Here is a 22,117-nt window from a genome sequence, read left to right on the forward strand (position 1 = left end):
ATAGCGCACCCGGCGGCTCCTGCGGGCGGGCAGCTCGCCCTACGCGTCTGCCCCGGCGCCGCTTTGCCATTCCTCGCGGGTGATTTCCATGTGCACGTCTACCCGCTCGGGATACGTGCGGCGGCCCACCTCGCGGAAGCCGCACGCCGCGAAGGCCCGCTGGGCGCGGCGGTTGTGGCCGAAGGTGGTCAGGCGCACGCGCTGCAAGGCCGGGTTGTGGACCGCGAAGGCCCAGTGCAGCAGCGCCCGCACCCCGGCCCGCCCGTAGCCTTGCCCCCACAGCGCCGGGAACCCGATCATGATGCCGAGCGTGGCGGTGGTCGCCGTCAGCGGCGGCGAGGGGCGAAAGTCGTACAGCTCGGCGTTGCCGATGAGCCGCCCTGCCGCGTCCATGACGCCAAAGCCGGCGCGTTCGCCCGTCTTTTCCTCCTCCTGCATTACGCGCCGGAAGAGCCATTCGGGCATCCGAATCGGTTTGGCGTCGTTCCAGGCGGCGAGTTCGCGGTCGCGGAAAAAGGAATAGAGGGTGCGCCACTCGGCGGGCGTGAAGTCGAGGACCGGTTTGAGGGAAACGTCGGGGGTCATAGGCGGCGTGGGGGACAGCAAACGGCTTCTGGGGGGGAGATGTCAAGGGGGCGGGCTGTTTTGGGGGAGCTGAGGCTCAGGCTTTAGCTTTTGGCCCCATCCCCCCGCCCCTTACCCCAGAGGGGCAAGGGGAGTTGACGTTGGCACTGGGCACCGGGCAGTGATGTCGCCAACTTCACGGTGTTCCTCAGTTGCGCGGACGGTCTGGATGCAGTCGTGTTTTGGAGTCGTGTCAGGCCCGTGCGCCTTCAGCGCCCGACGGCCCTTGAATTCTGCGTTTGTCGATTTTTGGGGGTGAGGTGAAAGAGGCTGATTTCGTCTCTCACTTTCCGCTGGGCTTATCACTTGACCAGTCCAGCGCGCACCACGTCTCTGGTCAGGCGGTCGAGGTGGTGGGCGTCGCCCTCGGCGCGCTGGACGGTGTGGGTCTGGGGGTCTATGACAAGCAGGGCGAGCAGGTCGGAGCCGCTGTAGCGCACGCAGACGCCGGGGTGGCCGGCCAGTTCGGTGCGGTCAGCGTCGCTCAGCACGGCCCAGGCGGGGTCTTGCGGCGTCAGGCCGAGGTGGGCGGTGGGCAGGTGGTGGGCGCGCAATTGGTCTTCGAGCCACGCCAGCGCCGCCGGGGTGCCGCCGATGATGCCCTGTTCCAGGCTGGGGCGCGGCGCGTTGTAGACGATGGGCCGCCCGTCGCGCCGCCGCAGTTCGCCGCCCGCCGCCCTCAGTAGGGCGTCGCCCGCGCAGATGTCCCACTCGGCGCGGGGGGACATGGAAAAGGTCGCGTCGGCCTCGCCCGCCGCCATGCGCGCCAGCTTGAGGGCGATGGAACCGCTCGGGAACATGCCGGGGATGTCGTGGCGGTGCAGTTCGCGCTGGTACTCGGTGTCGGACACGCTCAGGCGGAAAGTGGTAGGCGTAGATGGCTCGACAGGTTCGCTGTTTTTCTGCACCCCCTCCCCCACCACGCCGCTGAACAGTTCGTCGGTGGCCGGGGCATAGACCACGCCCATCACTGCCTCACCGCGCACCGCGAGGCCGATGCTCACGCAAAAGTCGGGGCTGCCGGTGGTGAATTCCTTGGTGCCGTCGATGGGGTCGATAATCCACACCCGCTCGTGCCGCAGGCGTCCAGGCGAGTCCACTTCCTCCTCGCTGAGCAGGCCATCACCTGGAAAAGCGGCATGCAGGCCCGCCACAATCAGCGCCGACGCCTCGCGGTCTGCCGCCGTCACGGGGTCGTCGGCGCTGGTTTTGTGTTCTACGGTCAGCCCGGCGGCGCGGTGACGCAACAGCAACGCGCCCGCCTCACGGGCGAGGCGGACGGCGGTTTGCAGTTCGGGGGCGTAAAGCATGGGAGGAGGATAGGGGAAGTGCGCGTCAGCCGCCCCATGCGCCGTTCAGTTGCTCGAGAGCGAGCAGCAGGAACACTGCCCCACACAGCGCATTGATTCCCCGATTTTCCTGTTTTTGCCACACCATCAGTGCGTACGCACACGCCGCCACACCATAAACCGCTGCCAGGAGGGCTGCCCGCGTGGACTCGGCAGGATGACCGAACAACGCATACAGACCAGCCCCAGCCAGCAGAAGGAGCAGGCCCCAGTGCAGCGGCTTCAGCGTTGACATGCCGACAGTTTACCCGACGTGCCGCCTTTCCCTACCGCTCAGGTCGTGTAATCGGCGTTGATGCTCACGTACTCGGCGCTGAGGTCGCAGCCCCACGCCTCGCCCCGCGCGCTGCCGACACCGAGGTCCACATCGAAAATCACTTCGTCGGTTTTCATGCTCTGGCTGACCGCCGCCGCGTCGTAGTTCAGCGGCCCTCCGGCAAAGACAGGCACGCCCTGCACGCTGACTTTCATGGCTTCCACCTTCACCCCCGCCCCGCTGCGGCCCACCGCCATGATGACGCGGCCCCAGTTGGGGTCGGCGCCGTGCACGGCACTCTTGAGCAGCGGGCTGACGCAGCAGGTGCGGGCGGCGCCCAGGGCCTCGGCTTCGCTCGCCGCGCCCGTCACGCGCACGGTGAGCAGCCGGGTGGCCCCCTCGCCGTCGGCAGCAATCTGGCGGGCGAGGTCACGCATCACGCCTTCGAGCGCCGTCAGGAACTCGGTCAGGTCGGTCTCCCCCGCCGCGCCGTTGGCGAGCACCGCCGTCATGTCGTTGGTGGAGGTGTCACCGTCCACCGTCACCGCGTTGAAGGTCCGGGCGACGATGGCGGGGAAAGCCCCACGCAGCGCCCCTTGATCCACCTGCGCGTCGGTGAAGGCGAAGGCGAACATGGTCGCCATGTCGGGGTGAATCATGCCGCTGCCCTTCGCCGTGCCGACGATGCGCGCTCCGTTGGAGAGGGTGACGTGCGCCAGCTTGGACCGGGTGTCGGTGGTCATGATGGCGGTCGCAAAGGGCAGCGCTGCGCCCTCAAGCTCCTCGGGCAGATGCTCCACGCCGCTGAGCACCTTGTCCATCGGCAGCAGGTGGCCGATGACGCCGGTGGACGCGGTGATGACCTCGGCCTCACCCACCGCCAGCACGCTCGCCAGGGCGTCGGCCATGTCCGCGTTGTCCCGTGCTCCTTGTTGCCCGGTGGCCGCGTTCGCCACGCCCGCATTGACCACCAGGGCGCGCAGCGGGGCGCCGCTCGCGTACAGCTCGCGGTTGCGGGTCACGCAGGCGGCGGCAGTCGTGGAGCGCGTGCCCGCGAAGGCCCAGGCGCAGTCACGCTCGCTGACCACGCAGCTCAGGTCGGGTTTGCCGCTCGGTTTGATGCCAGCGGCCATCGCGGCGGCGCGAAAGCCCTGGGGAAAGGTCACGTCAGGCAAAGGCTCGGTCATGGCAGCCAGGGTAAAGCCTCGGGGGACAGGGCTGGCGGGGTCCGGGCTAGGAAGCTCCGCTCTTCCGGCAGCGATGAGGGCGGCCTGACGCCCGTTACCGCACACCTAGCGCCGCAAGTTCTTCGCGCAGTTGCGCGGCGTCCACGCACTGCACCGCGTGCATTCCCACGGCGCGGGCGGCCTGGACGTTTTGCAGGCGGTCGTCCACCATCACGGCTTCTTCGGGGCGCACCTGCGCCAGCGTCAGGCCCAGGCGGTACATCGCCGGGTTGGGCTTCATGACGCCCAGCGCCGAGGACGTGAAAAAGGCGAGCAGAAACTCGCCCAGGCCGAAGGTGCGAATGCGGTACTCGTTGAGGTCGCGGCCCTCGTTGTTCAGCGAGTACATGCGGTAGCGCTGCCCCAGGTCGCGGGCGAGGGCGAGCACCTCGGGCCGGGGCTGGCTCTGCTCCTCCATCACGGCGCGGAAATCCTCGGGCGTAAAGTCGCGCGGCTGATAAAAGACCACCTGTTCCAGATACTCGGCCAGGGTCATGCGCCCCAGTTCCAGCTCGGGCGCCGCTAAGCGGTGACGCTCGGTGAAGTCGTCCGTGTCCAGCCCGAAGCGCTGCGCCACGTCTGCCCGCTGCTCGCGGTCCCAGCCGTTGGTGAGCAGCACGCCGCCGATGTCCCAAAACAGAGCCTTGATGGTCATGCGGCAGTGTAAGCCGCAGGGTCAGCCGGGGCCACAGGGAACAAGAAAAAAAAGATACCCAAGCGAAAGCCTGAGTATCTTCTGTGTCTTTGTCCCGACTGTGCTGATTATTTGACCGTGACGGTTCCCCAGCTTTTGCCGTTGACCACGACTTCAAAGGGACTCGTGCGCGGGACCGTGCCGGAATCGGTGTAGGTCAGGGCTTTCTGGACGACCGCCGCCGCGCAGGGGCCTGCCCAGCCTTTGCGGAAGGTGCCTTGCAAGCTCAGGCGCGAGGCCGTCCTCTCTGCCAGCGTCAGTGACTGGCCCTTTTCGCCGCAGTTCCATATGTCGATGTTGACGGTTACGGTCAGAGGTTCCGTCGCCCCGACGCTGGCAGGAAACTCCACGCTTCTGATATGCAGCGGCTCGACACCTCCCACCAGACCACACCCACTGAGACCAAGCGCCAGCAGAGCCACCAGACTCGTCTTTTTCATGGCCTGATTCTGACAGAGAGACTGCTGGTCTGTCAGTACGCCGGGAAAGTCGCCCCCTCACTTCGTGTCAAACCAGTTCGGCCCCGTCCCCACTTCCACCGCCAGCGGCACCTTGAGCTGCACCACGTTTTCCATGACTTTTTTGGTCAGCGCGGCGACCTGCTCGGCCTTGTCGAGCGGCGCCTCGATGAGCAGTTCGTCGTGCACTTGCAGCAGCATCCGGGCACCGATGGCGTCGAGCTGCGGGTCGAGCTGCACCATCGCCAGCTTCATGATGTCGGCAGCGGTGCCCTGAATCGGCATGTTGTAGGCGAGCCGCTCCTCGGCCTCGCGCTGCACGCGGTTGCGGCTGCTCAGGCCCGGCACGTAGCGGCGGCGGCCATAGAGCGTTTCCACATAGCCGTGCGTGCGCCCGAAGTCCAGCGTGTGATTGATGTAGCGCCGGATGCCGGGGTAGGTGGCGAAATAAATCTCGATGAAGGTCGCGGCCTCGGCGTAGGGAATACCGAGGTCGTTGCTGAGGCGGTGAGCACTCATGCCGTACAGCACGCCGAAGTTGACCGTTTTGGCGGCGCGGCGCTGATTGGCGTCCACGGTGGCCTCGTCGAGCCCGAGCACCTGCGCGGCGGTGCGGCGGTGAATGTCGGCACCCTCCACGAACGCCTGCTGCATCAGCGGGTCGTCGGCGATGTGGGCGAGGAGCCGCAGCTCGATTTGCGAGTAGTCGGCGGCAATCAGGGTAAAGCCGTCCTCGGCAATAAAGCCCTTGCGAATCTCGCGCCCGAGTTCCGAGCGGATGGGGATGTTTTGCAGGTTGGGGTTGAGGCTGCTCAGACGCCCGGTCGCCACCGCCGTCTGCGCGAAGGTGGTGTGCAGGCGGCCCGTGTGCGGGTTGACGAGGTTGGGGATGGGGTCGAGGTAGGTGCCGCGCAGCTTGTCGAGTTCGCGGAACTCCAGCACCAGCGGGATAATGGGATGCGCGTCGCGCAGCGGTTCGAGGGCAGAGACGGCGGTGGAGCGCTGCCCGGTCAGCTTGGTCTTCTTGCTGCTCGCGAGTTCGAGCTTGTCGTAAAGCACCGTTTCGAGCTGCTTGGGGCTGCGGATGTGAAACTCCTCGCCCGCGTACTCGTGAATCTGGGATTCGAGGTCGGCAAGGCGCACCCCGGCCTGAATGGAGAGCGTCTGCAAAAAGTCACTGTCCACCTGCACCCCGCGCACTTCCATGCGCCCCAGCACGCCCGAGAGCGGCTTTTCCATCTCGTCGTACATCTTGCGCCGGGCGTCGTCGAGCAGCGGCGGCAGCTCGCGCAGCAGGTGCCCGGTGATGGCGGCGCGGGTCGGGGCGTCGGCGGGCCACTCGCGGTCCAGATACCGCTTGGCCACCACCGGCATGTTGGTGTTGGCGGGGTCGAGCAGGTAGGCGTAAAGCAGCGGGTCGTCGCCCGGCTCCACCACGGTGCCGCGCACGCTGAGGTGCGCCGCGAGCGCCTTGGCCGCCGCCGCCGTCACCGTGCGCTGCCCGACGAACTCGGCCTCGTCCACCGTCGCCGGGAACTGTTCGCGCAGCTTGGCCCGCGCTTTTTCGGCGTCTTTCTGAGCTTTTTCCAGCGCCTTCTGCTCTTTTTTGGTCAATGGTTTGTCGCTCGGCAGCAGCTCGCCGAACAGGTTCTCCGGGGCCTCCGCCTGCGCCCACTCGTCGGGCTCGGAGACGGGCGCGGGGCGGGCCACACCATCCTCAAAGGTCGCGGCGGCGAGCAGCGCGGCGGTCAGGTCGTCCTCGCGTGACAGGACGTAGCCCCAGACGGCGCCCTCGGCGGGGGTCTGCCACTCGGCCAGCTCGGGGGCGCTGAAGGCGGGCAGCGCGGCGGCCTCGTCCTCCTCGGGGGTCTGCGCGTGTTCGCGTTCGAGCAGGTCGTCGGGGGCGTGTCCATCCTGTTCTGGCCCGTTCAGCCCCAGAATCATCGGGCGCAGCGAGTGAAGCTCAAGTTCGGTGAGCAGGTCCTCGGTCACCAGCGGGTTGTCGGGCAGGCGGCGCACGCCGAATTCGATGTCGAGCGGCAGGTCGGTCACCATGCACGAGAGGTCGTGGCTGAACTTCACGTTCTCCTCGGAGTCGAGCAGCTTCTTGCGGGTGCCGTCGGGCTTGAGGGTGCCCGCGTGCGCCGCCTCGTACACCTTCTCCAGCGTGCCGTATTCCTGCAAGAGCTTGGCCGCCGTCTTGGGGCCGATGCCCTTGGCGCCGGGGATGTTGTCGGAGGCGTCGCCGGTGAGGGCGCGGTAGTCCACCCACTGCCGCACGGTGACGCCGTATTTTTCCTCGACCTGCGCCGGGCCAATGAGCGAAAAGTCGTTGGCGATGACCTTCACGTGCTCGTCGAGCAACTGATACGCATCGCGGTCGCTCGTCACGATGCGGACTTCGTAGCCCTTGCCCTCGGCCATGCGGGTCAGCGAGGCGATCACGTCGTCGGCCTCGTAGCCGGGTTCTTCGAGCCGGGGAAAGCCGAGCGCGTCCACCAGCGCGCGGATGCGGTTGATCTGGCCGGGCAGGTCTTCGGGCGTCTGGGCGCGGCCCGACTTGTAGCCCTCGTACTGTTCGTGCCGGAAGGTCTTGACCGGCGGGTCGAAGACCACGATGACCTGATTGGATTTTTGCCGCGCCAGCCGCAGGAGCAGCTTCATGAAGCCGACAATCGCGTGGGTCATCTCGCCCTTGGAGTTGTTGAGCGGCGGCAGGGCGAAATACGAACGGAACGCCAGCGCGTGACCGTCAATCAGCACCAGCGTGTCTGGCTTGGAGGGATCTGGGGAAGCGTCGGCCATAGGGAGGATTCTACTCTGGACGTAATTGCCGGAACGGCCTCGCAAGCAGCAAAGGGCGAAGTCAATGGACTCACAAGACAGACCACCGTCACCACAAAAAACCATAAAAAAGGAGCCCCCGCAGAGGCTCCCGCAAAAGGTCCGAACTTTACTTCACGCGCACGCGCAGGTTGCAGTTCACCGTCTGGCTGGCGGCGAGGCTCGGCAGTTCCCAGCGCACGTTGGTGTACTCGCTGGGGCTGGCGGGCACGGTGCGCTGCGTCGCCTTGCCGTTTTCGGTCACGGTCACGGTCTTGGTGGGGTTGGCCGAAAAGGTCTTGCCGCTGTCGATGGAAAACAGGGTGTTGGTCTTGGCCGCGTCGCAGGTGGCGGACTGGTAGATGGTGGCGGGGTCCACGCGCATGTTCAGGCGCAGGCCGTTGACGCTGCGCGCACTCACGTTCTGGACCTTCTGGGTCATTTGCAGCAGGCTGCCGGGCAGGGCGCCCTTGCCCGAGGCGTCCACGAGGCGCTCGGTGGTCTTGCCGTTCTCGGTCACCTGGGCCACGGAGTAGGTGGCGCCGCTGAGCTTGATGGGCGAGGTCGCAGCGGGCGCGGCCTGGGCAGCGAACGAAACAGAGGTCAGGGCAAGGGCGGTCAGGGTCAGATGGGTTTTCACGGTTGTTCCTCCTGGAAACACAGTTACAAAGAGCCTCTAGCAAATATGTGACAGCACCCTGAAAACCAGATGACCCAGCGTGACGGAATCTGACTGGATCTTGGGAAAGAGGCATTTTTCACAAAAAAGTCGGCCTTTAAGACGAACTCAAGCCCACGCCGTTGGACAACTATTTTAGTCGCGCCTAAAATAAAGGCCATGGATTCCCGTTCTCCCAGCCTGCCCGACGACCGCCCCGACCCGCCAGAACAGCATCTCGACGCGCGGGCCGGGGCGACGCTGCGCGGGACGGCGGGACCACGCGGAGTGCGGCGCATCCTGCCGTTTCTCGGGCCGGCGGTCATCGCGTCTATCGCCTACATGGACCCCGGCAACTTTGCGACCAACATCGAGGGCGGTGCCCGTTACGGCTACAGCCTGCTGTGGGTGATTCTGGCCGCCAACCTGATGGCGATGGTGATTCAGAACCTCAGCGCCAACCTGGGCATCGCCAGTGGGCGCAACCTGCCCGAACTGATCCGTGAGCGCTGGCCCCGGCCCCTGGTGTGGTTTTACTGGATTCAGGCCGAACTCGTGGCGATGGCGACCGACCTCGCCGAGTTTCTGGGGGCCGCCCTCGCCATTCAACTGCTCACCGGCCTGCCGATGTTCTGGGGCGCGGTGGTCACGGGCGTCGTCACCTTCTGGTTGCTGAACCTGCAAAAGCGCGGCACCCGTCCGCTGGAACTCGCGGTGGGCGCCTTCGTGCTGATGATCGGGGTGGCGTACCTCGTGCAGGTCGTGCTGGCGCGGCCCGACCTCGCGGCGGTGGGCGCGGGCTTCGTGCCCCGCTTGCAGGGGCCGGGCAGCGCTTACCTCGCGGTGGGCATCATCGGGGCGACGGTCATGCCACACGTCATCTACCTGCACTCGGCGCTCACGCAGGGACGCATACAGACGGACACCACTGAGGAAAAGCGCCGCCTCGTGCGCCTGAACCGGGTGGACGTGATCGCCGCGATGGGGCTGGCGGGCCTGATCAACATGAGCATGCTCGCCGTCGCTGCCGCCACCTTTCACGGCAAGAACGTGGAAAACGCGGGCGACCTGACCACCGCCTACCAGACGCTCACGCCGCTGCTGGGGCCGGCGGCGTCGGTGCTGTTCGCCGTCGCCCTGCTCGCCTCGGGCCTGAGCAGCTCGGCGGTGGGCACCATGGCCGGCGACGTGATCATGCAGGGCTTCATGGGCTTTCACATCCCGCTGTGGCTGCGCCGCCTGATCACCATGCTGCCCGCTTTCATCGTCATTCTGCTGGGCATGGACCCGTCGTCGGTGCTGATCTTGTCGCAGGTCATTCTGTGTTTCGGGGTGCCCTTCGCGCTGGTGCCGCTGCTGCTGTTCACGGCGCGGCGGGACGTGATGGGCGCACTCGTGACCCGGCGCTCCTTCACAGTGATTGGCTGGGTCATCGCGGTCATCATCATCGCGCTCAACGGCTACCTGCTGTGGGAGCTGCTGGGGGGCTGAAGCACGGCAAAAAGGCAGCCCGGGCCATTTCCTGTACGGATGGCCCGGGCTGCCTTTTAAAGGTAAAGGACGCTCCTACTCGCTCTTTTCCTCCGTTCCCCAGAATTTCTCGGCCTCGGCTTCCATCTTTTCCAGCCGGGTGTAGTAGTCGGGGAACTCTTTGAGGTGCGCCAGCGCAATTTTGCCCGTCATCACGGGGTCGTCGTGGGTCACGTCGGTCTGCGGGTCGTGGGAGCCGTGCTCGAATTCGACATCCAGGCCGCGCCGAAACTCTTCGAGGTCGAACTTGTCCCAGTCCACACCAATCTGATCCCCGATGCGGCGGGCTTCTTCAGGAGAGATGTCACGGTTTTCGCTCATGTGAATATCCTCGCGGGCCAAGTCAAGGCGGCCGCCCCAGGGAGTTTCAGCTCGCCGTCAATGCCCGCGCCGCGCCCACGTAGATCTGCACGCCCTGTTCCAGCGCCGACTCGTCGATCATGAACTTGGGGTGGTGGTGAGGCGCCGTCATGCCTTTTTCCGCGTTGCCCGCGCCGATCAGGACGAAGGTGCCGGGCGCGCGCGTCAGGTAGGCGCTGAAGTCCTCGCCGCCCATCAGCGGCACGCCGTCGCTGACGGTCACCTCGGGCAGCACCTCGCGCACGACTTTCCGCAGGCGCTCGGTGGTCGCCGGGTCGTTGTTCACCGAGCGGTAGCCGCCGTGGTACGTGAAGGTGTAGGTGGCCCCATACGCCTCACAAATGCCGCGCAGCAGGGTTTCGAGGCGCCCCGGCATCTGCGCGCGCAGCTCGTCGCTGAAAGTCCGCACGGTGCCGCCGAGCGTCACGGTGTCGGGGATGACGTTGTGGGCGCTGCCGCCGTGAATCTGGGTCACGCTGACCACGCCGGGGTCGATGGGGTCACGCAGCCGCGACACCGCCGTCTGGAACGCCATGACCACCTGCGCGGCAATGACCACCGGGTCCACCGTCTGGTGCGGCATGGCCCCGTGCCCGCCTTTGCCCTGGATGGTGATGTCGAAGGCGTCGGGCGCGGCCATCAAGGCTCCGTCGCGCAGCACCACCGTGCCCACCGGCACCGAGGTCATGAGGTGCGTGCCCACCGCGAGGTCCACCCCGTCCATCACGCCCGCGTCCACGAGTTGCTCGGCGCCGCCGGGAAAGACTTCCTCGGCGTGCTGGAAGATGAACCGCACCTCGCCGTGCAGGTCCGCCGCCTGCGCGGAAAGCTGTTTGGCCGCGCCGAGCAGCATTGCCGTGTGCCCGTCGTGGCCGCAGGCGTGCATGACGCCGGGCGTCTGCGACTTGAACTCCACGTCGGCTTCTTCCTCGATGGGCAGGGCGTCCATGTCGGCGCGCAGCAGCACGGTGCGGCCCGGCTTGCCCCCCTTGAGAACCGCCAGCACGCTCGTTTCGGTGGGGCGGCTGAGGTGCAGCCCCGGCATGTCGCGCAGTTGCTCCTCGACGTAGCGGGCGGTCTGGTGCTCCTGAAAGCCGAGTTCGGGGTGCTGGTGCAGGTGACGGCGCCAGGCCACCACCTGTTCGCGCAGGCCGTCGCCCAGAACGGCGCTCACTTCTTGCCGTCCAGGGTGATGTCCTCAAAGGGCGTGAGGACCGACGGGCCCGGCTCCCAGCCTTTGACGTAGCTGCGGGTCGCCGCCAGCGGACGGCTGTGGACGATGGGAAAGCGCAGGTTGAGCCCGTAGGTGATTTTGTGCAGCTCGGCGTACACCTTGGCCTGCTCGGCCCGCGAGGAGCTCGCCGCCGCCTTGAGCATCAGCGCGTCGAGGCGCGGGCTCTTGTACTTGATGTCGGCCTCGGCTTCCAGCCCGTAGTGGGTGTTGTAGAAGGTGTAGGGGCTGGCGTACGGCCCGGTCCAGCCGATCATGTGCATGTCGAAACCGGGAGTCTTGAGGCGGTCTTCGAGGTACTTGGCCCAGTCCTCGGTCTTGAGGTTGACCTTGATGCCGATGGCCCCGAGGTCCGCCGCGAGCGCCTCGGCAATCGGTTTGGGCGTGGGGAAATACGGGCGGCTGACCGGCATGTACCACAGGTCGAGCGAAAAGCCGTTGGGGTAGCCCGCGTCGGCGAGCAGTTTCTTGGCTGCCGCCGGGTCGAACTTGTAGTCGGCGGGCACGCTGGGGTTATCCGCCCACTTCAAGGAGGACGGCAGGATGCTGGAGCTGCTCTCGCCGAGGCCGTTCCAGAAGGCGTCCACGATGGCTTTCTTGTTGATCGCCATGCCGATGGCCTGCCGCACTTTGTCGTTCTTGAGGTACTTGTTGGAGTGATTGAGGCTCAGGAGGCCCACGTTGAACGACGGAATGATGACCGCCTTCAGGTTTTTGTCGCCCTGAACACTCTTGAGCTGCTCGGGGTTAAGGTCGGACGTGAAATCGATGGTGCCGGCCTTGAGCTCGTTGAGGCGCTGGCTGGGGTCTTTGATAAAGCGGATGACGAGCTGGTCGTACTTCGCCTTGTTGCCCCAGTAGTTGGGGTTGGGCTTGAGCACGATGCGGTCGCCGGTTTTCCACGACTGCATGACGAAGGGGCCGGTTCCGACGGGCAGCGAGGTGGGCGTGCCGTACTTGGCCCCCTCCTGCTTGACGGCAGCGGGCGAGGCGATGCCGAAGAAGGTGGTGGCGAAGGCGGCGGGCAGCGGCGCGAAGGGACGGGTGAGGGTCAGCACGACCTTGTCCTGGCCCACGGCTTTCACGCTCTTGAGCAGGGTGTTTTTCTCCCCCTTGAAGCCGCCGAAAGTGAACTGCCACGAGATAAAGGACTTGCCCTGCGCTTTGGCGCCACCGGACGCCTCGGGGTCCCACCAGCGGTTGATGTTGTAGACCACGGCGTCGGCGTTGAAGGGCGTGCCGTCGCTGAATTTGACTCCCTTGCGCAGGGTAAAGGTCCACTGGGTCGAGTCCTTGTTGGCCGACCAGCTCGTCGCCAGGCCGGGCGCGAGTTCGCTCGTTCCCTTTTTGAACTTGACGAGCGTGTCGTAGACCTGCATCTGGACCACCGACGAGTTGCCGTCCACGATGGTGCCCGAATCGAGCGAGACGGGATCGCCGCCCGCGCCGTAGACCAGCGAAACGGCGCCGGCAGGTGCGGCGAGCAGGGCAAGGGTGAGGGCGCTCAGAAACCAGCGTGGACGCATGAAAACCTCCGAAGTTCAGGACATTGAAGTGAGGCCCTGAGCCTAGAGTGTTTGGCCTGGTCAAGGCGCCCTCTGAGCAGACAACGTGGGCGGGGCTACAGAGAAGTCACAACTCCACGTCCAGCGCAAGCGCCCGCCGCAGCAGGCGCCGGTACTCCTTGTCGGTGACTTCATATACGCCGAGGGTGGCGAGGTGCGGGTTCTGAATCTGCGCGTCGAGCAGCGCGAAGCCCTGGCGGTCAAGGTGCTCAGCGAGGTGAATGAGCGCCGCCTTGCTCCCGTTGGTGAGGCGGTGAAACTTGCTCTCGGCGATGAAGGCGCCCCCGAGCGCCAGCCCCAGCACACCCCCGGCGAGTTCGTCGCCCTGCCAGACCTCGAAGGAGTGCGCCAGGCCGGTGGTATGCAGGTGCTGGTAAATCTCGACCAGCTCGTCGGAAATCCACTCGCCGTCACGCTCGGGGCTGCCCGGCAGGTGGCCCCGGCAACCGGCGATCACCTCGTCGAAGGCCAGGTCCACGCTGGGCCGAAAGTGCTTCAGCTCGCGCCGCATTCGGCGGGCCACATGCAGCCCGGCGTCCTCGGTGAGCGGCACCAGCGCCCGACCCGGCACGCCGTACCACCGCAGGCCGTCGCCGTTGTCCATCAGAAACGACCCCCCCGCGTAGCCCTCCGCAATCTCGCGGGTCAGGGGGTCGGGGTGCTGCAAAAAGGTGCGGGCGGCGGGCATGTGCGCCAGCATAGCCGCGCCGCCCTTGCAAAAAAGTTGCGGCAGAGGCGTTCAAACAGGGCCGAGTGACCAGCAGAACAGACGTGCCGCGGCAGCCGAACTCTTCAACCCAGCGCCGCGCATATCAGCCTGCGGTCATCCCGGCCCGCTACCCTGCGAGCATGAACCTGCGTGCCCTTTTGCTGCTGCCCCTGCTCGGCCTCGCCGCCGCGCAGTCCCCGGCGACCCCGGCTGCCCCCACCACGGCGCCTGCCCTGGTGGAAACGCCGATAACGCCTGAACCGGCCACCCCCGCGCCCGCCACCGAATCGGTCGAGGTGCCCGCCGCCGTGCAGCCCGCCCGACTCGACGACGTGAGCGCCACCCTCAGCGCCCCGCGCACCGTGAAGGGCAAGCTGCCGCTCACGCTGACGGTCAAGAGTAGCCGCGCCGCCGCCTTTAAACTCGACGTGCCGCGCGACAACGAGCAGAACTGCGTCACCGCCCCCACCGTGCGGGTGCTGCGGGTCGGCAGCCGCGACGTGGTGTACCCGATTGCTGGCGCCAGCCCGCGCCTGTGCGCTCAGGACCTCCGCAGCGATGCGGTGGCTGCCCGTGGACAGGTGAGCTATACCCGCGACCTCGACTTGCCTGCCGGGGACTACATGGTGGAAGGCTGGCTGACGGGCTTTGCCGACGGGCTGCGGGTAAAGATTCCTGCCAAGCCGGTGCGGGTGACGGTGCGCTGAGAGGAGCGCTGGTTCTGAAGCTTTAGCTTGAGCGTTTGGCCCCAACCCCCCGCCCCTTACCCCAAAGGAGACAGGGGGCTGACGTTGGCACTGGGCAAATGGCGGTGATGTCGCGTGTCGGGCGGCGTTTCCCCGTTGGGCGGGCGGGTCTGGATGCTCGTGATTTCTACGGACGCGAGGCCCGTGCGCCGTTGGCGCCCGACGGCCTGGCGTTCTGCGTTTCACGATTCTTCGTGAGGGGGCGAGAAAGCCACAGCCAGAGCAGTTTTTAATCCTCTGTGCTTCGTTCTCCCCGCTGGGCAGCCCGGCGGTTTTAGACTCGCGGGCATGAGCCTGAGCCTGTCCACCATTCCCGGCGAGTACGCCGTGTGCCGCCTTGACCCACACACTGCGCCGCCCGCGTGGGCCTTTGCCGGGGAGTTGTGGAGCGTGACTCGCACCCCGGACGAGCTCTCGGTTGTCTGCGCGGCGGGGCAGGTGCCGGCGGGGGTACAGGCCGCAAAAGGGTGGGCATTGTTGAAACTGCATGGCCCCTTCGACTTCGGGCTGACGGGCATTCTCGCCAGTGTGCTCAATCCTCTGCGAGACGCGGGCGTCGGGATTTTTGCCCTGTCCACCTATGACACCGATTACGTGCTGGTGGCGCAGGAGCAGTTGGATAAAGCGGTGGCGGCCCTGCGAGACGCCGGGCATCACGTCGACTGACAGAGCCCATGAAAAAGACCCTTCCAGCAATCACCGGAAGGGCTTTTTGATGGTGGAGGAAGCTCACGCTTTAGCCCAGGGCATTTGACACAAAAAGACCCCCTCACCCCTTGCTTCGCAAGGCCCTCTCCCACCAGGGTAGAGGGTCAAAAATTCGCAATATCTTTCCGTCAAATGCTCTGCGCAGCTCGTCGGCCACCAGTTCGCTGACGTTGACACCCTTACATCCCATCCTGCTGAGAGCGGCTACATAGACTTTGAGAGACGCAGCCAGTCCTCCCGCCGCGCCTCATACCGCACCAAGGGAACCTGAGCCCCCCGGTACAGGTCAGTCCCACTCTCCCCCACCGGAATAAACCCCAGCCGCTGCATCAGCGCGTGCGAGCGGACGTTGGGCGCGTGGACCTTGGCGCGCAGGACGGACAGGCCCAGTGGCCCGAAAGCGTGAGCGAGAAGCAGTTGCCCAGCGCGGGTGCCCGTGCCTTGCCCCCAGCGGTGCGGCTCCCCGATGGCGATGCCGAATTCGGCGCTCCCCGCCGTGATGTCGCCGAGGTCCACGTAACCGACCAGCTCGCCGCCCTGCCCCTCACCCCTCTGCTCGATGCCCAGGCGCAGGAAATCGGGGGAACGGTCCGCGATGATGGCCTGCCAATGCCGCCGCAGCACGCGGGGGGCGAGGCCGGGTGTCCAGCCGCTGGCGAGGCAGAACTCACGCTCGGCGCCCCAGCGCACGGCGGTTTCCTCGTCCCCAGGACGCAGCGGGCGCAGGGTGAGGCCCACCGCTGGAGATTCAGAGGCCATCGGTGACGGGCAGACCGGCCATGCTTAGCCTTCCTGCGGCAGCGCGGCGAGCGGCAGGTCGCGCTGCGCCGCCACGTATAACCAGTGGGCGGTCGTATTCGTCCGCAGCGTGGCGGCGGCGTCCTCGCCCAGCACTTCGGCCCAGCGGGCAGCAAACCCAGGTTCGAGCGGCGCGGCGGCCACCCAACCGTCGGCAGTCGGGTACAGGCGGTAGTTGTCGTAGGCGCCCGACAGCAGCCCGCCCGGCGCGGTCAGACCCACCCGGTAGGGCGCGGCGGCAAAGCGGGCGGCGTCACCCAGACCCACCATGCACTCGCGTTCCGGCTGCCCGCGCTCGCGGCTCAGCAGCAGGCCCAGCGCAGCGGCGTAGGCTTCGCGGCTGCCGGTCAGGTCGGCCACCAGCGTGCGCGGCATGGCGGGGCGGGCGGGGTCAATCAGGCCCGCTTCGGCCTGGTAAGTCAGGTCGTGGCCCGGCGCGTCGGGCTCGCGGGTATCGCCCACGATGGTCACGCGGCACAGCCGGGGAAAGTCGCGCCCCAGCCGCTCAGGCGCCAGCCCCAGCCGGGCGAGCGCAGCGGGGCGCGAACTGGTGAGCAGCAGGTCGGCCCCGGCGAGCAGCGCGTCGAACTCGGCCTTGCCCGCTTCCGCTTTCAGGTCGATGACCCGCACCTCGATGTCCCGGTGCAACTCGGCGTACCACGCGGGCGACATCTGCGCGAGGGGATCGCCCGCCGGGCCTTCCACCTTGATGACGGTCGCTCCCGCGTCCCGCAGCGAGGCGGCGGCGAGTGGGCCGGGCACGTTGGGCGCGAGGGTGATGACCGTCCATCCCTGAAGAGGCTGAAACATGCCTCCATCATGCCTGCTATGGAGAGAAAAACGGGGCGGTGCGCCGATTACAGCACGCCCTGTTCGCGCATCGCCGTCGCCACTTTGACGAAGCCCGCAATGTTGGCGCCGTCGAGGTAGCTGACGTGGCGGTCCGGGCGGCGGCCATACTCCAGGCACGAATCGTGAATGGCCGACATGATGCTGCGCAGGCGCTGGTCCACTTCCTCGCGGGTCCAGGAGAGGCGCTGGGCGTTTTGCGACATTTCCAGGCCCGAGGTCGCCACGCCGCCCGCGTTGGTCGCCTTGCCCGGTGCGTAGAGCACGCCCGCTTCCTCGAAGGCCTGGATGGCTGCGAGGTCGCACGGCATGTTGGCGCCCTCGGCCACCACGCGCACGCCGCCTGCAATCAAGGTGCGGGCGTCGTCGGCGCCGAGTTCGTTCTGGGTCGCGCAGGGAAGCGCCACATCCACCGGCACGTCCCAGGGGCGCACGCCGGGGCGGAACTCGGCGCCGACCTCGCGGGCGTAGTCCTCCACCCGGCCCCGGCGCTCGTTCTTGATGTCCATCAGGACGGCGAGCTTGTCGTAGGTAAAGCCGTCCTCGTCCACCACCGTGCCGCCCGAGTTGCTGGCGGTCAGCACGTGGGCGCCGAGGTGCAGCGCCTTTTCGATGGCGTACTGCGCCACATTGCCCGAGCCCGACACCGACACGCGCAGGCCCTCCATCTCCATCCTCTGGTCGCGCAGCATGTGCTCCACGAAATACACCGTGCCGTAGCCGGTCGCCTCGGGGCGCAGCAGCGAGCCGCCGTAGCTCAGGCCCTTGCCGGTAAATACCCCACCCGCGTGGTTGGCGAGCTTTTTCATCATGCCGGCGAGGTAGCCGACCTCGCGCCCGCCCACGCCGATATCGCCCGCCGGAACGTCGGTGTCGGGACCGAGATGCCGCCACAGCTCGGTCATCAATGCCTGACAAAAGCGCATGACCTCGCCGTCGGACTTGCCCTTGGGGTCGAAGTCGCTGCCGCCCTTGCCCCCGCCGAGCGGCAGGGTGGTGAGGGCATTTTTGAAGGTCTGCTCGAAGGCCAGAAACTTGAGGATGCTGAGGTTGACGCTGGGGTGAAAGCGCATCCCGCCCTTGTATGGCCCGATGCTGGAACTGTGCTGCACGCGGTAGCCCCGGTTGACCTGCACCTGCCCGGCGTCGTCCACCCAGGTCACGCGGAAGCTGATGACGCGCTCGGGCTCGATAAGGCGCTCAAGCAGCGCGTGCTCGGCGTACTCGGGGTGCGCCTGCACAAAGGGCCAGATGCTGGTCATCACCTCGGTCACCGCCTGCAAAAACTCGGGCTGGTGCGGGTTGCGGGCGGAACTGCGCGAGCTGGGTGCTGGTCATGGGGCCTTTAGCCTAAACGCTGCCCAGACAGGGCGCCGGGGGCCGGGATGCACAAGTCACCCTCGCCCCACCTGTCGCCGCTGTCCCCAAAACGTCAGCCGCTCACCGCTCCGCGCAGCGTCAGCACCGCTTTTTTGAGGTCGTCCGAGGGTTCGCCCCGCGCCAGAATCTCGCCCGTCGCCTTGCTCATCACGCGGGCCACGGCGCGGGGTTCGCCGCCCGGCCCCTGCTCGATGACGAGTTCGAGTTGCTGCTCGCCGTCCAGATGCTCGGCGGCGTAGGCGATAAACCAGTCGGCCCAGTTCACCCGCTCGCGGGGCGGTTCCTGCGCTTTGGCCGCCTGTTTCTCGTGGTACGCCTGCGCCTTCTGGTTCACATGCTCGCGGATGACCTCGTAACGCTGCGGGGGCGAGAGCGTGCCCAGTTCCACTTCGGCGCCGCTTTCGGGGTGGTAGACGGTGGCGTCCGGCCCCAACTTGCGGACCACATTCGCCGTAATCCGCAGCTCCGGCGCGGCGCGTTCCTCCCAGGGGGCGAGGTCGTCCGATTCACTCTCGCGGCGCTCCTCCACCAGCCGGGCCACGAGCCGCTGCTGCTCGGGTTCGAGTTCTTCCACAATCCGGGCGGCGGGCCGGAAGCTGCGGGCCTGCGCCTCGTGCCGGGGGGAAATGCCGAGCGGTTCGAGTTGCTTGGCGACCTGCGCCGCGTCAATCAGACGGTCGGCCTGCCGCACCCCGAAGCCCCAGCGGTCTTGCAGGTACGCCTCGAAGGAGTCGTGCGTGGCGCGGTAGAGCTCGTTGTCCCGAATCTCGCTCAGGGCCTGCCCGGTGCGCTGAAAGTCGCGCAGGCCGCCCTCCACCGTCTGTTCGAGGTCATCTAAGCGCTGCTGCTCGTGCGGGGCGAGGGCCACGGGAAAAGGCAGGTCAAGGTCAGTCATAGGCGTAGGGCAGCCTAACAAAGTGGGCAGCGGCGGCCTCTTTCAGGGAACCTCTCCCCTTTCCGAGCATGGTTCGCCAGGAGAGCATGACCTGGTTTTCGCCTTTTTCAGAAAGGGCCGCAACTCCGTCTCGTGACGGTCAATGTCACCGCTGAGGTGCAGTCTGTTCTTGCCTTGCAGGGTGATGGGCTGCTTCTCCGTGCCCCAGGGATTGCCGACGTTGATGTCCTTACCGTTGATACGGTTTCAAATTGAGTCCCGGACATGTCCGGGCGAAATTTTGCGCGGAGCGCATGGAAAAATACGGTTTTAAGGAGATGGCCGGGCATCCGGTGCCTTTCCGGATGTTCGGGAATCGGATTAAAGCCGTATCAGACCCGCCTGTCGCCAGTGCCGCTTCCGCTGTTGTCTCTAGGGTTGTTACAAGACTTTTCTTCGTGCCTGCCCCGGTGACGGCTGCCTCAAGGGCTCAGCAGCTTATGATAAAGACCAGCGCCCCCAACAACCCATTTTGGTGGGCAAGGAGGATTTACCCATGAGCGACAAGGCGATGAACCTGTTTGGCGCCCGTGACACCTTGCAGGTGCCCGGCAGCGACAAGAAGCTGTACTTTTACAACCTCAACAAGCTCCAGGGCCACGACGTGTCGCGTCTGCCCGTCAGCATCAAGGTGCTGCTGGAAAGCGTGCTGCGCGAAGCCAACGACTATGACGTGCGCCGTGAAGACGTGGAAACCGTCGCCGGCTGGAGCGCCACCAACCCCGAAGTCGAAATTCCCTTCAAGCCCGCCCGCGTGATTTTGCAGGACTTTACCGGCGTGCCCGCCGTGGTGGACCTCGCCGCCATGCGCAGCGCGATGGTCAAGCTCGGCGGCGACCCCAGCAAGATCAACCCGCTGATTCCGGTGGACCTCGTCATCGACCACTCGGTGCAGGTGGACGAGTTCGGCACCGAGTTCGCGCTCGCCAACAACATGGCGCTGGAATTCGAGCGCAACCGCGAACGCTACGAGTTCCTGCGCTGGGGCCAGCAGGCCTTCGACAACTTCGGCGTGGTGCCCCCTGCCAGCGGCATCGTGCACCAGGTCAACCTGGAATACCTCGCCAAGGGCGTGCAGAGCCGCGCTGAAGACGACGGCGAAGTCGTGTACCCCGACAGCCTGGTCGGCACCGACTCGCACACCACCATGATCAACGGCCTGGGCATCGTGGGCTGGGGCGTGGGCGGCATCGAAGCCGAAGCGGTGATGCTGGGCCAGCCCATCTACATGCTGATGCCCGAAGTCATCGGCTTCAAGATCACTGGCGCGATGCCCGAAGGCGCCACCGCCACCGACCTCGCGCTGCGCGTGACCCAGATGCTGCGCGAGAAGGGCGTGGTCGGCAAGTTCGTCGAGTTCTACGGCGCGGGCCTGAGCAACATGACCCTGCCCGACCGCGCGACGATTGCCAACATGGCCCCCGAATACGGCGCCACCATGGGCTTTTTCCCGGTGGACGACGAAGCGCTGCGCTACCTGCGCCGCACGGGACGTCTGGAAGACGAAATCGGTCTGGTCGAGGCCTACTACAAGGCCCAGGGCATGTTCCGCACCGACGAAACGCCCGACCCCGTCTTCACCGACACCATCGAACTCGACCTCGCCACCATCGTTCCTAGCCTCGCCGGCCCCAAGCGCCCGCAGGACCGCGTGAACCTCAGCGACATGCACAGCGTGTTCAACGAAGCGCTCACCGCGCCGGTCAAGAACCGTGGCTTTGAACTCGGCAGCGACAAGCTGGACGCCCAGGGCACCATCGGCGGTACCGACATCAAGATCGGCCACGGCGCCGTGACCCTCGCCTCCATCACCTCCTGCACCAACACCTCCAACCCCAGCGTGCTCATCGCCGCCGGTCTGGTCGCCAAGAAGGCCGTCGAGAAGGGCCTGAAGACCAAGCCCTGGGTCAAGACCAGCCTCGCCCCCGGCTCGCGCGTGGTCACCGAGTACCTCGAAACCGCCGGGCTCCAGCAGTACCTCGACCAGATCGGCTTCAACACCGTGGGCTACGGCTGCATGACCTGCATCGGCAACTCGGGCCCGCTGCCTGAACCCGTCGTCGAAGCGATTCAGGAAGGCGACCTGGTGGTGGCCTCGGTCCTGTCGGGCAACCGCAACTTCGAAGGCCGCGTCAACCCCCACATCAAGGCCAACTACCTCGCTTCTCCCCCCCTGGTCGTCGCCTACGCGCTCGCCGGCACGGTCGTCAACGACATCGTGAACGACGCCATCGGCCAGGACAGCAACGGTCAGGACGTGTTCCTGAAAGACATCTGGCCCACCAACGCCGAGATTCAGGAAGCGATGGACCGCTCCATCAACGCCGAGATGTTCAAGAAGGTCTACGACGGCATCGAGAAGAGCAACGCCGACTGGAACGCCATCCCCGTCGCCGAAGGCGCGCTGTTCGACTGGAAGGAAGACAGCACATACATCCAGAACCCGCCCTTCTTCGACACCCTCGCGGGCGGCGCCCACGAAATCGAGAGCATCAAGGGTGCGCGCGCCCTGGTCAAGGTCGGCGACAGCGTGACCACCGACCACATCTCCCCCGCCGGTTCGTTCAAGGCCGACACCCCCGCTGGCCGCTACCTGACCGAGCGCGGTATTGCCCCCAAGGACTTCAACTCCTACGGCTCGCGCCGTGGCAACGACCGCATCATGACGCGCGGCACCTTTGCCAACATCCGCCTGAAGAACCAACTCGCCCCCGGCACCGAAGGCGGCTTCACCACCAACTTCCTGAACGGCGAAGTCACCAGCATCTTCGACGCTTCCACCGCCTACAAGGAAGCGGGCGTGCCCCTCGTCGTGCTGGCCGGGAAGGACTACGGCATGGGCTCCAGCCGTGACTGGGCCGCCAAAGGCACCTTCCTGCTGGGCGTGAAGGCCGTGATTGCCGAAAGCTTCGAGCGGATCCACCGCTCCAACCTGGTCGGCATGGGCGTGCTGCCCCTCCAGTACAAGAACGGCGAAACCGCCGACAGCCTGGGCATCAACGGCGACGAAACCTTCGAGTTCGTGCTGCCCGGCGACCTCAAGCCCCGTCAGGACGTGACCGTGAAGGTCACTGGCAAGGACGGCAACACCCGCGACATCACCGTGATGTGCCGCATCGATACCCCCGTGGAAATCGATTACTACAAGAACGGTGGCATCCTGCAAACCGTGCTGCGCGGCATCCTGAGCAAGAGCCAGGGCGAAGTCAAGGCGTAAGC

At 66.3% G+C, this 22,117-nt stretch carries 19 protein-coding genes and 1 pseudogene; 4 read left to right on the top strand and 16 right to left on the bottom strand.

Going from position 1 to position 22,117, the window contains the following annotated elements; genetic code table 11:
- Window positions 1–39 precede the first annotated feature (39 nt).
- From DR_RS08690 to DR_RS08725, 8 genes are all read right to left on the bottom strand, one after another.
- Window positions 40–585 (bottom strand): GNAT family N-acetyltransferase, encoded by a 546-nt coding sequence (locus DR_RS08690; RefSeq protein WP_034350207.1) that lies wholly within the window; start codon window positions 583–585, stop codon window positions 40–42.
- 341 nt (window positions 586–926) lie between these two features.
- The gene (locus tag DR_RS08695) at window positions 927–1,934 is read right to left on the bottom strand and encodes a 3'(2'),5'-bisphosphate nucleotidase CysQ (protein WP_010888338.1); all 1,008 of its coding nucleotides are present in this window, start codon (window positions 1,932–1,934) and stop codon (window positions 927–929) included.
- A gap of 25 nt (window positions 1,935–1,959) precedes the next feature.
- On the bottom strand, window positions 1,960–2,208 hold the full coding sequence (locus tag DR_RS08700) for a hypothetical protein (RefSeq protein ID WP_027479911.1): 249 nt from the start codon (window positions 2,206–2,208) through the stop codon (window positions 1,960–1,962).
- Between the two features lie 38 nt (window positions 2,209–2,246).
- Entirely contained in the window at window positions 2,247–3,416 is a 1,170-nt protein-coding gene (gene argJ / locus DR_RS08705) for a bifunctional glutamate N-acetyltransferase/amino-acid acetyltransferase ArgJ (protein WP_010888339.1), read from the bottom strand.
- 94 nt (window positions 3,417–3,510) lie between these two features.
- Complete coding sequence (locus DR_RS08710) at window positions 3,511–4,110, bottom strand: HAD family hydrolase (protein ID WP_010888340.1); 600 nt, start codon at window positions 4,108–4,110, stop codon at window positions 3,511–3,513.
- Between the two features lie 107 nt (window positions 4,111–4,217).
- Entirely contained in the window at window positions 4,218–4,589 is a 372-nt protein-coding gene (locus DR_RS08715; RefSeq protein ID WP_010888341.1) for a hypothetical protein, read from the bottom strand.
- Window positions 4,590–4,646: 57 nt separating this feature from the next.
- On the bottom strand, window positions 4,647–7,412 hold the full coding sequence (polA, locus tag DR_RS08720; RefSeq protein WP_034351289.1) for a DNA polymerase I: 2,766 nt from the start codon (window positions 7,410–7,412) through the stop codon (window positions 4,647–4,649).
- A 148-nt stretch (window positions 7,413–7,560) separates the two neighbouring features.
- Entirely contained in the window at window positions 7,561–8,070 is a 510-nt protein-coding gene (locus DR_RS08725) for a hypothetical protein (protein WP_211246942.1), read from the bottom strand.
- Window positions 8,071–8,268: 198 nt separating this feature from the next.
- On the opposite strand from DR_RS08725, the gene DR_RS08730 reads away from it, so the two are divergent.
- Window positions 8,269–9,579: an Nramp family divalent metal transporter gene (locus DR_RS08730; RefSeq protein WP_010888344.1), complete on the top strand. Its 1,311-nt coding sequence runs from the start codon at window positions 8,269–8,271 to the stop codon at window positions 9,577–9,579.
- Window positions 9,580–9,654: 75 nt separating this feature from the next.
- Here the strand turns inward: DR_RS08730 and DR_RS08735 are convergent, their stop codons facing one another.
- From DR_RS08735 to aat, 4 genes are all read right to left on the bottom strand, one after another.
- Window positions 9,655–9,939 (bottom strand): DUF5661 family protein, encoded by a 285-nt coding sequence (locus DR_RS08735; RefSeq protein ID WP_027480397.1) that lies wholly within the window; start codon window positions 9,937–9,939, stop codon window positions 9,655–9,657.
- A 46-nt stretch (window positions 9,940–9,985) separates the two neighbouring features.
- Window positions 9,986–11,152: a M20 family metallopeptidase gene (locus DR_RS08740; RefSeq protein WP_010888346.1), complete on the bottom strand. Its 1,167-nt coding sequence runs from the start codon at window positions 11,150–11,152 to the stop codon at window positions 9,986–9,988.
- On the bottom strand, window positions 11,149–12,735 hold the full coding sequence (locus DR_RS08745; RefSeq protein ID WP_010888347.1) for an ABC transporter substrate-binding protein: 1,587 nt from the start codon (window positions 12,733–12,735) through the stop codon (window positions 11,149–11,151). Before DR_RS08745 ends, DR_RS08740 begins: the two co-directional genes overlap by 4 nt.
- Before the next feature lie 106 nt (window positions 12,736–12,841).
- On the bottom strand, window positions 12,842–13,462 hold the full coding sequence (gene aat, locus DR_RS08750; RefSeq protein WP_034351294.1) for a leucyl/phenylalanyl-tRNA--protein transferase: 621 nt from the start codon (window positions 13,460–13,462) through the stop codon (window positions 12,842–12,844).
- Window positions 13,463–13,623: 161 nt separating this feature from the next.
- Here aat and DR_RS08755 point away from each other — a divergent pair, with 161 nt between their 5' ends.
- Window positions 13,624–14,190 carry a hypothetical protein gene (locus tag DR_RS08755; RefSeq protein WP_162150129.1) on the top strand — a complete coding sequence of 189 codons (567 nt, stop codon included), beginning with the start codon at window positions 13,624–13,626 and terminating at the stop codon, window positions 14,188–14,190.
- A 327-nt stretch (window positions 14,191–14,517) separates the two neighbouring features.
- Complete coding sequence (locus DR_RS08760; protein ID WP_010888350.1) at window positions 14,518–14,895, top strand: ACT domain-containing protein; 378 nt, start codon at window positions 14,518–14,520, stop codon at window positions 14,893–14,895.
- Window positions 14,896–15,141: 246 nt separating this feature from the next.
- Here DR_RS08760 and DR_RS08765 read toward each other — a convergent pair whose 3' ends face one another.
- The 4 genes and pseudogenes from DR_RS08765 to DR_RS08780 form a co-directional block, all read right to left on the bottom strand.
- A complete protein-coding gene (locus DR_RS08765; protein ID WP_010888351.1) occupies window positions 15,142–15,696 on the bottom strand; it encodes a GNAT family N-acetyltransferase in 555 nt (184 codons plus the stop codon).
- A gap of 24 nt (window positions 15,697–15,720) precedes the next feature.
- A complete protein-coding gene (locus DR_RS08770; protein WP_010888352.1) occupies window positions 15,721–16,545 on the bottom strand; it encodes a CoA transferase in 825 nt (274 codons plus the stop codon).
- A gap of 47 nt (window positions 16,546–16,592) precedes the next feature.
- Window positions 16,593–17,891: pseudogene (gene gdhA / locus DR_RS08775) on the bottom strand (NADP-specific glutamate dehydrogenase); the annotation flags it as partial.
- Window positions 17,892–18,016: 125 nt separating this feature from the next.
- On the bottom strand, window positions 18,017–18,859 hold the full coding sequence (locus tag DR_RS08780) for a hypothetical protein (RefSeq protein ID WP_034377527.1): 843 nt from the start codon (window positions 18,857–18,859) through the stop codon (window positions 18,017–18,019).
- Window positions 18,860–19,394: 535 nt separating this feature from the next.
- On the opposite strand from DR_RS08780, the gene acnA reads away from it, so the two are divergent.
- On the top strand, window positions 19,395–22,115 hold the full coding sequence (gene acnA / locus DR_RS08785) for an aconitate hydratase AcnA (RefSeq protein WP_010888355.1): 2,721 nt from the start codon (window positions 19,395–19,397) through the stop codon (window positions 22,113–22,115).
- Window positions 22,116–22,117: the final 2 nt, after the last annotated feature.

This window comes from Deinococcus radiodurans R1 = ATCC 13939 = DSM 20539, assembly GCF_000008565.1.
Taxonomy (GTDB): Bacteria; Deinococcota; Deinococci; order Deinococcales; family Deinococcaceae; genus Deinococcus; species Deinococcus radiodurans.

Bases quoted from the DNA above. Each gene is read 5' to 3' on its own strand.
- DR_RS08690 (WP_034350207.1), bottom strand. From the start codon at position 585: ATGACCCCCGACGTTTCCCTCAAACCGGTCCTCGACTTCACGCCCGCC.
- DR_RS08695 (WP_010888338.1), bottom strand. From the start codon at position 1,934: ATGCTTTACGCCCCCGAACTGCAAACCGCCGTCCGCCTCGCCCGTGAG.
- DR_RS08700 (WP_027479911.1), bottom strand. From the start codon at position 2,208: ATGTCAACGCTGAAGCCGCTGCACTGGGGCCTGCTCCTTCTGCTGGCT.
- argJ (WP_010888339.1), bottom strand. From the start codon at position 3,416: ATGACCGAGCCTTTGCCTGACGTGACCTTTCCCCAGGGCTTTCGCGCC.
- DR_RS08710 (WP_010888340.1), bottom strand. From the start codon at position 4,110: ATGACCATCAAGGCTCTGTTTTGGGACATCGGCGGCGTGCTGCTCACC.
- DR_RS08715 (WP_010888341.1), bottom strand. From the start codon at position 4,589: ATGAAAAAGACGAGTCTGGTGGCTCTGCTGGCGCTTGGTCTCAGTGGG.
- polA (WP_034351289.1), bottom strand. From the start codon at position 7,412: ATGGCCGACGCTTCCCCAGATCCCTCCAAGCCAGACACGCTGGTGCTG.
- DR_RS08730 (WP_010888344.1), top strand. From the start codon at position 8,269: ATGGATTCCCGTTCTCCCAGCCTGCCCGACGACCGCCCCGACCCGCCA.
- DR_RS08735 (WP_027480397.1), bottom strand. From the start codon at position 9,939: ATGAGCGAAAACCGTGACATCTCTCCTGAAGAAGCCCGCCGCATCGGG.
- DR_RS08745 (WP_010888347.1), bottom strand. From the start codon at position 12,735: ATGCGTCCACGCTGGTTTCTGAGCGCCCTCACCCTTGCCCTGCTCGCC.
- aat (WP_034351294.1), bottom strand. From the start codon at position 13,462: ATGCCCGCCGCCCGCACCTTTTTGCAGCACCCCGACCCCCTGACCCGC.
- DR_RS08755 (WP_162150129.1), top strand. From the start codon at position 13,624: ATGAACCTGCGTGCCCTTTTGCTGCTGCCCCTGCTCGGCCTCGCCGCC.
- DR_RS08760 (WP_010888350.1), top strand. From the start codon at position 14,518: ATGAGCCTGAGCCTGTCCACCATTCCCGGCGAGTACGCCGTGTGCCGC.
- DR_RS08765 (WP_010888351.1), bottom strand. From the start codon at position 15,696: ATGGCCTCTGAATCTCCAGCGGTGGGCCTCACCCTGCGCCCGCTGCGT.
- DR_RS08770 (WP_010888352.1), bottom strand. From the start codon at position 16,545: ATGTTTCAGCCTCTTCAGGGATGGACGGTCATCACCCTCGCGCCCAAC.
- DR_RS08780 (WP_034377527.1), bottom strand. From the start codon at position 18,859: ATGACTGACCTTGACCTGCCTTTTCCCGTGGCCCTCGCCCCGCACGAG.
- acnA (WP_010888355.1), top strand. From the start codon at position 19,395: ATGAGCGACAAGGCGATGAACCTGTTTGGCGCCCGTGACACCTTGCAG.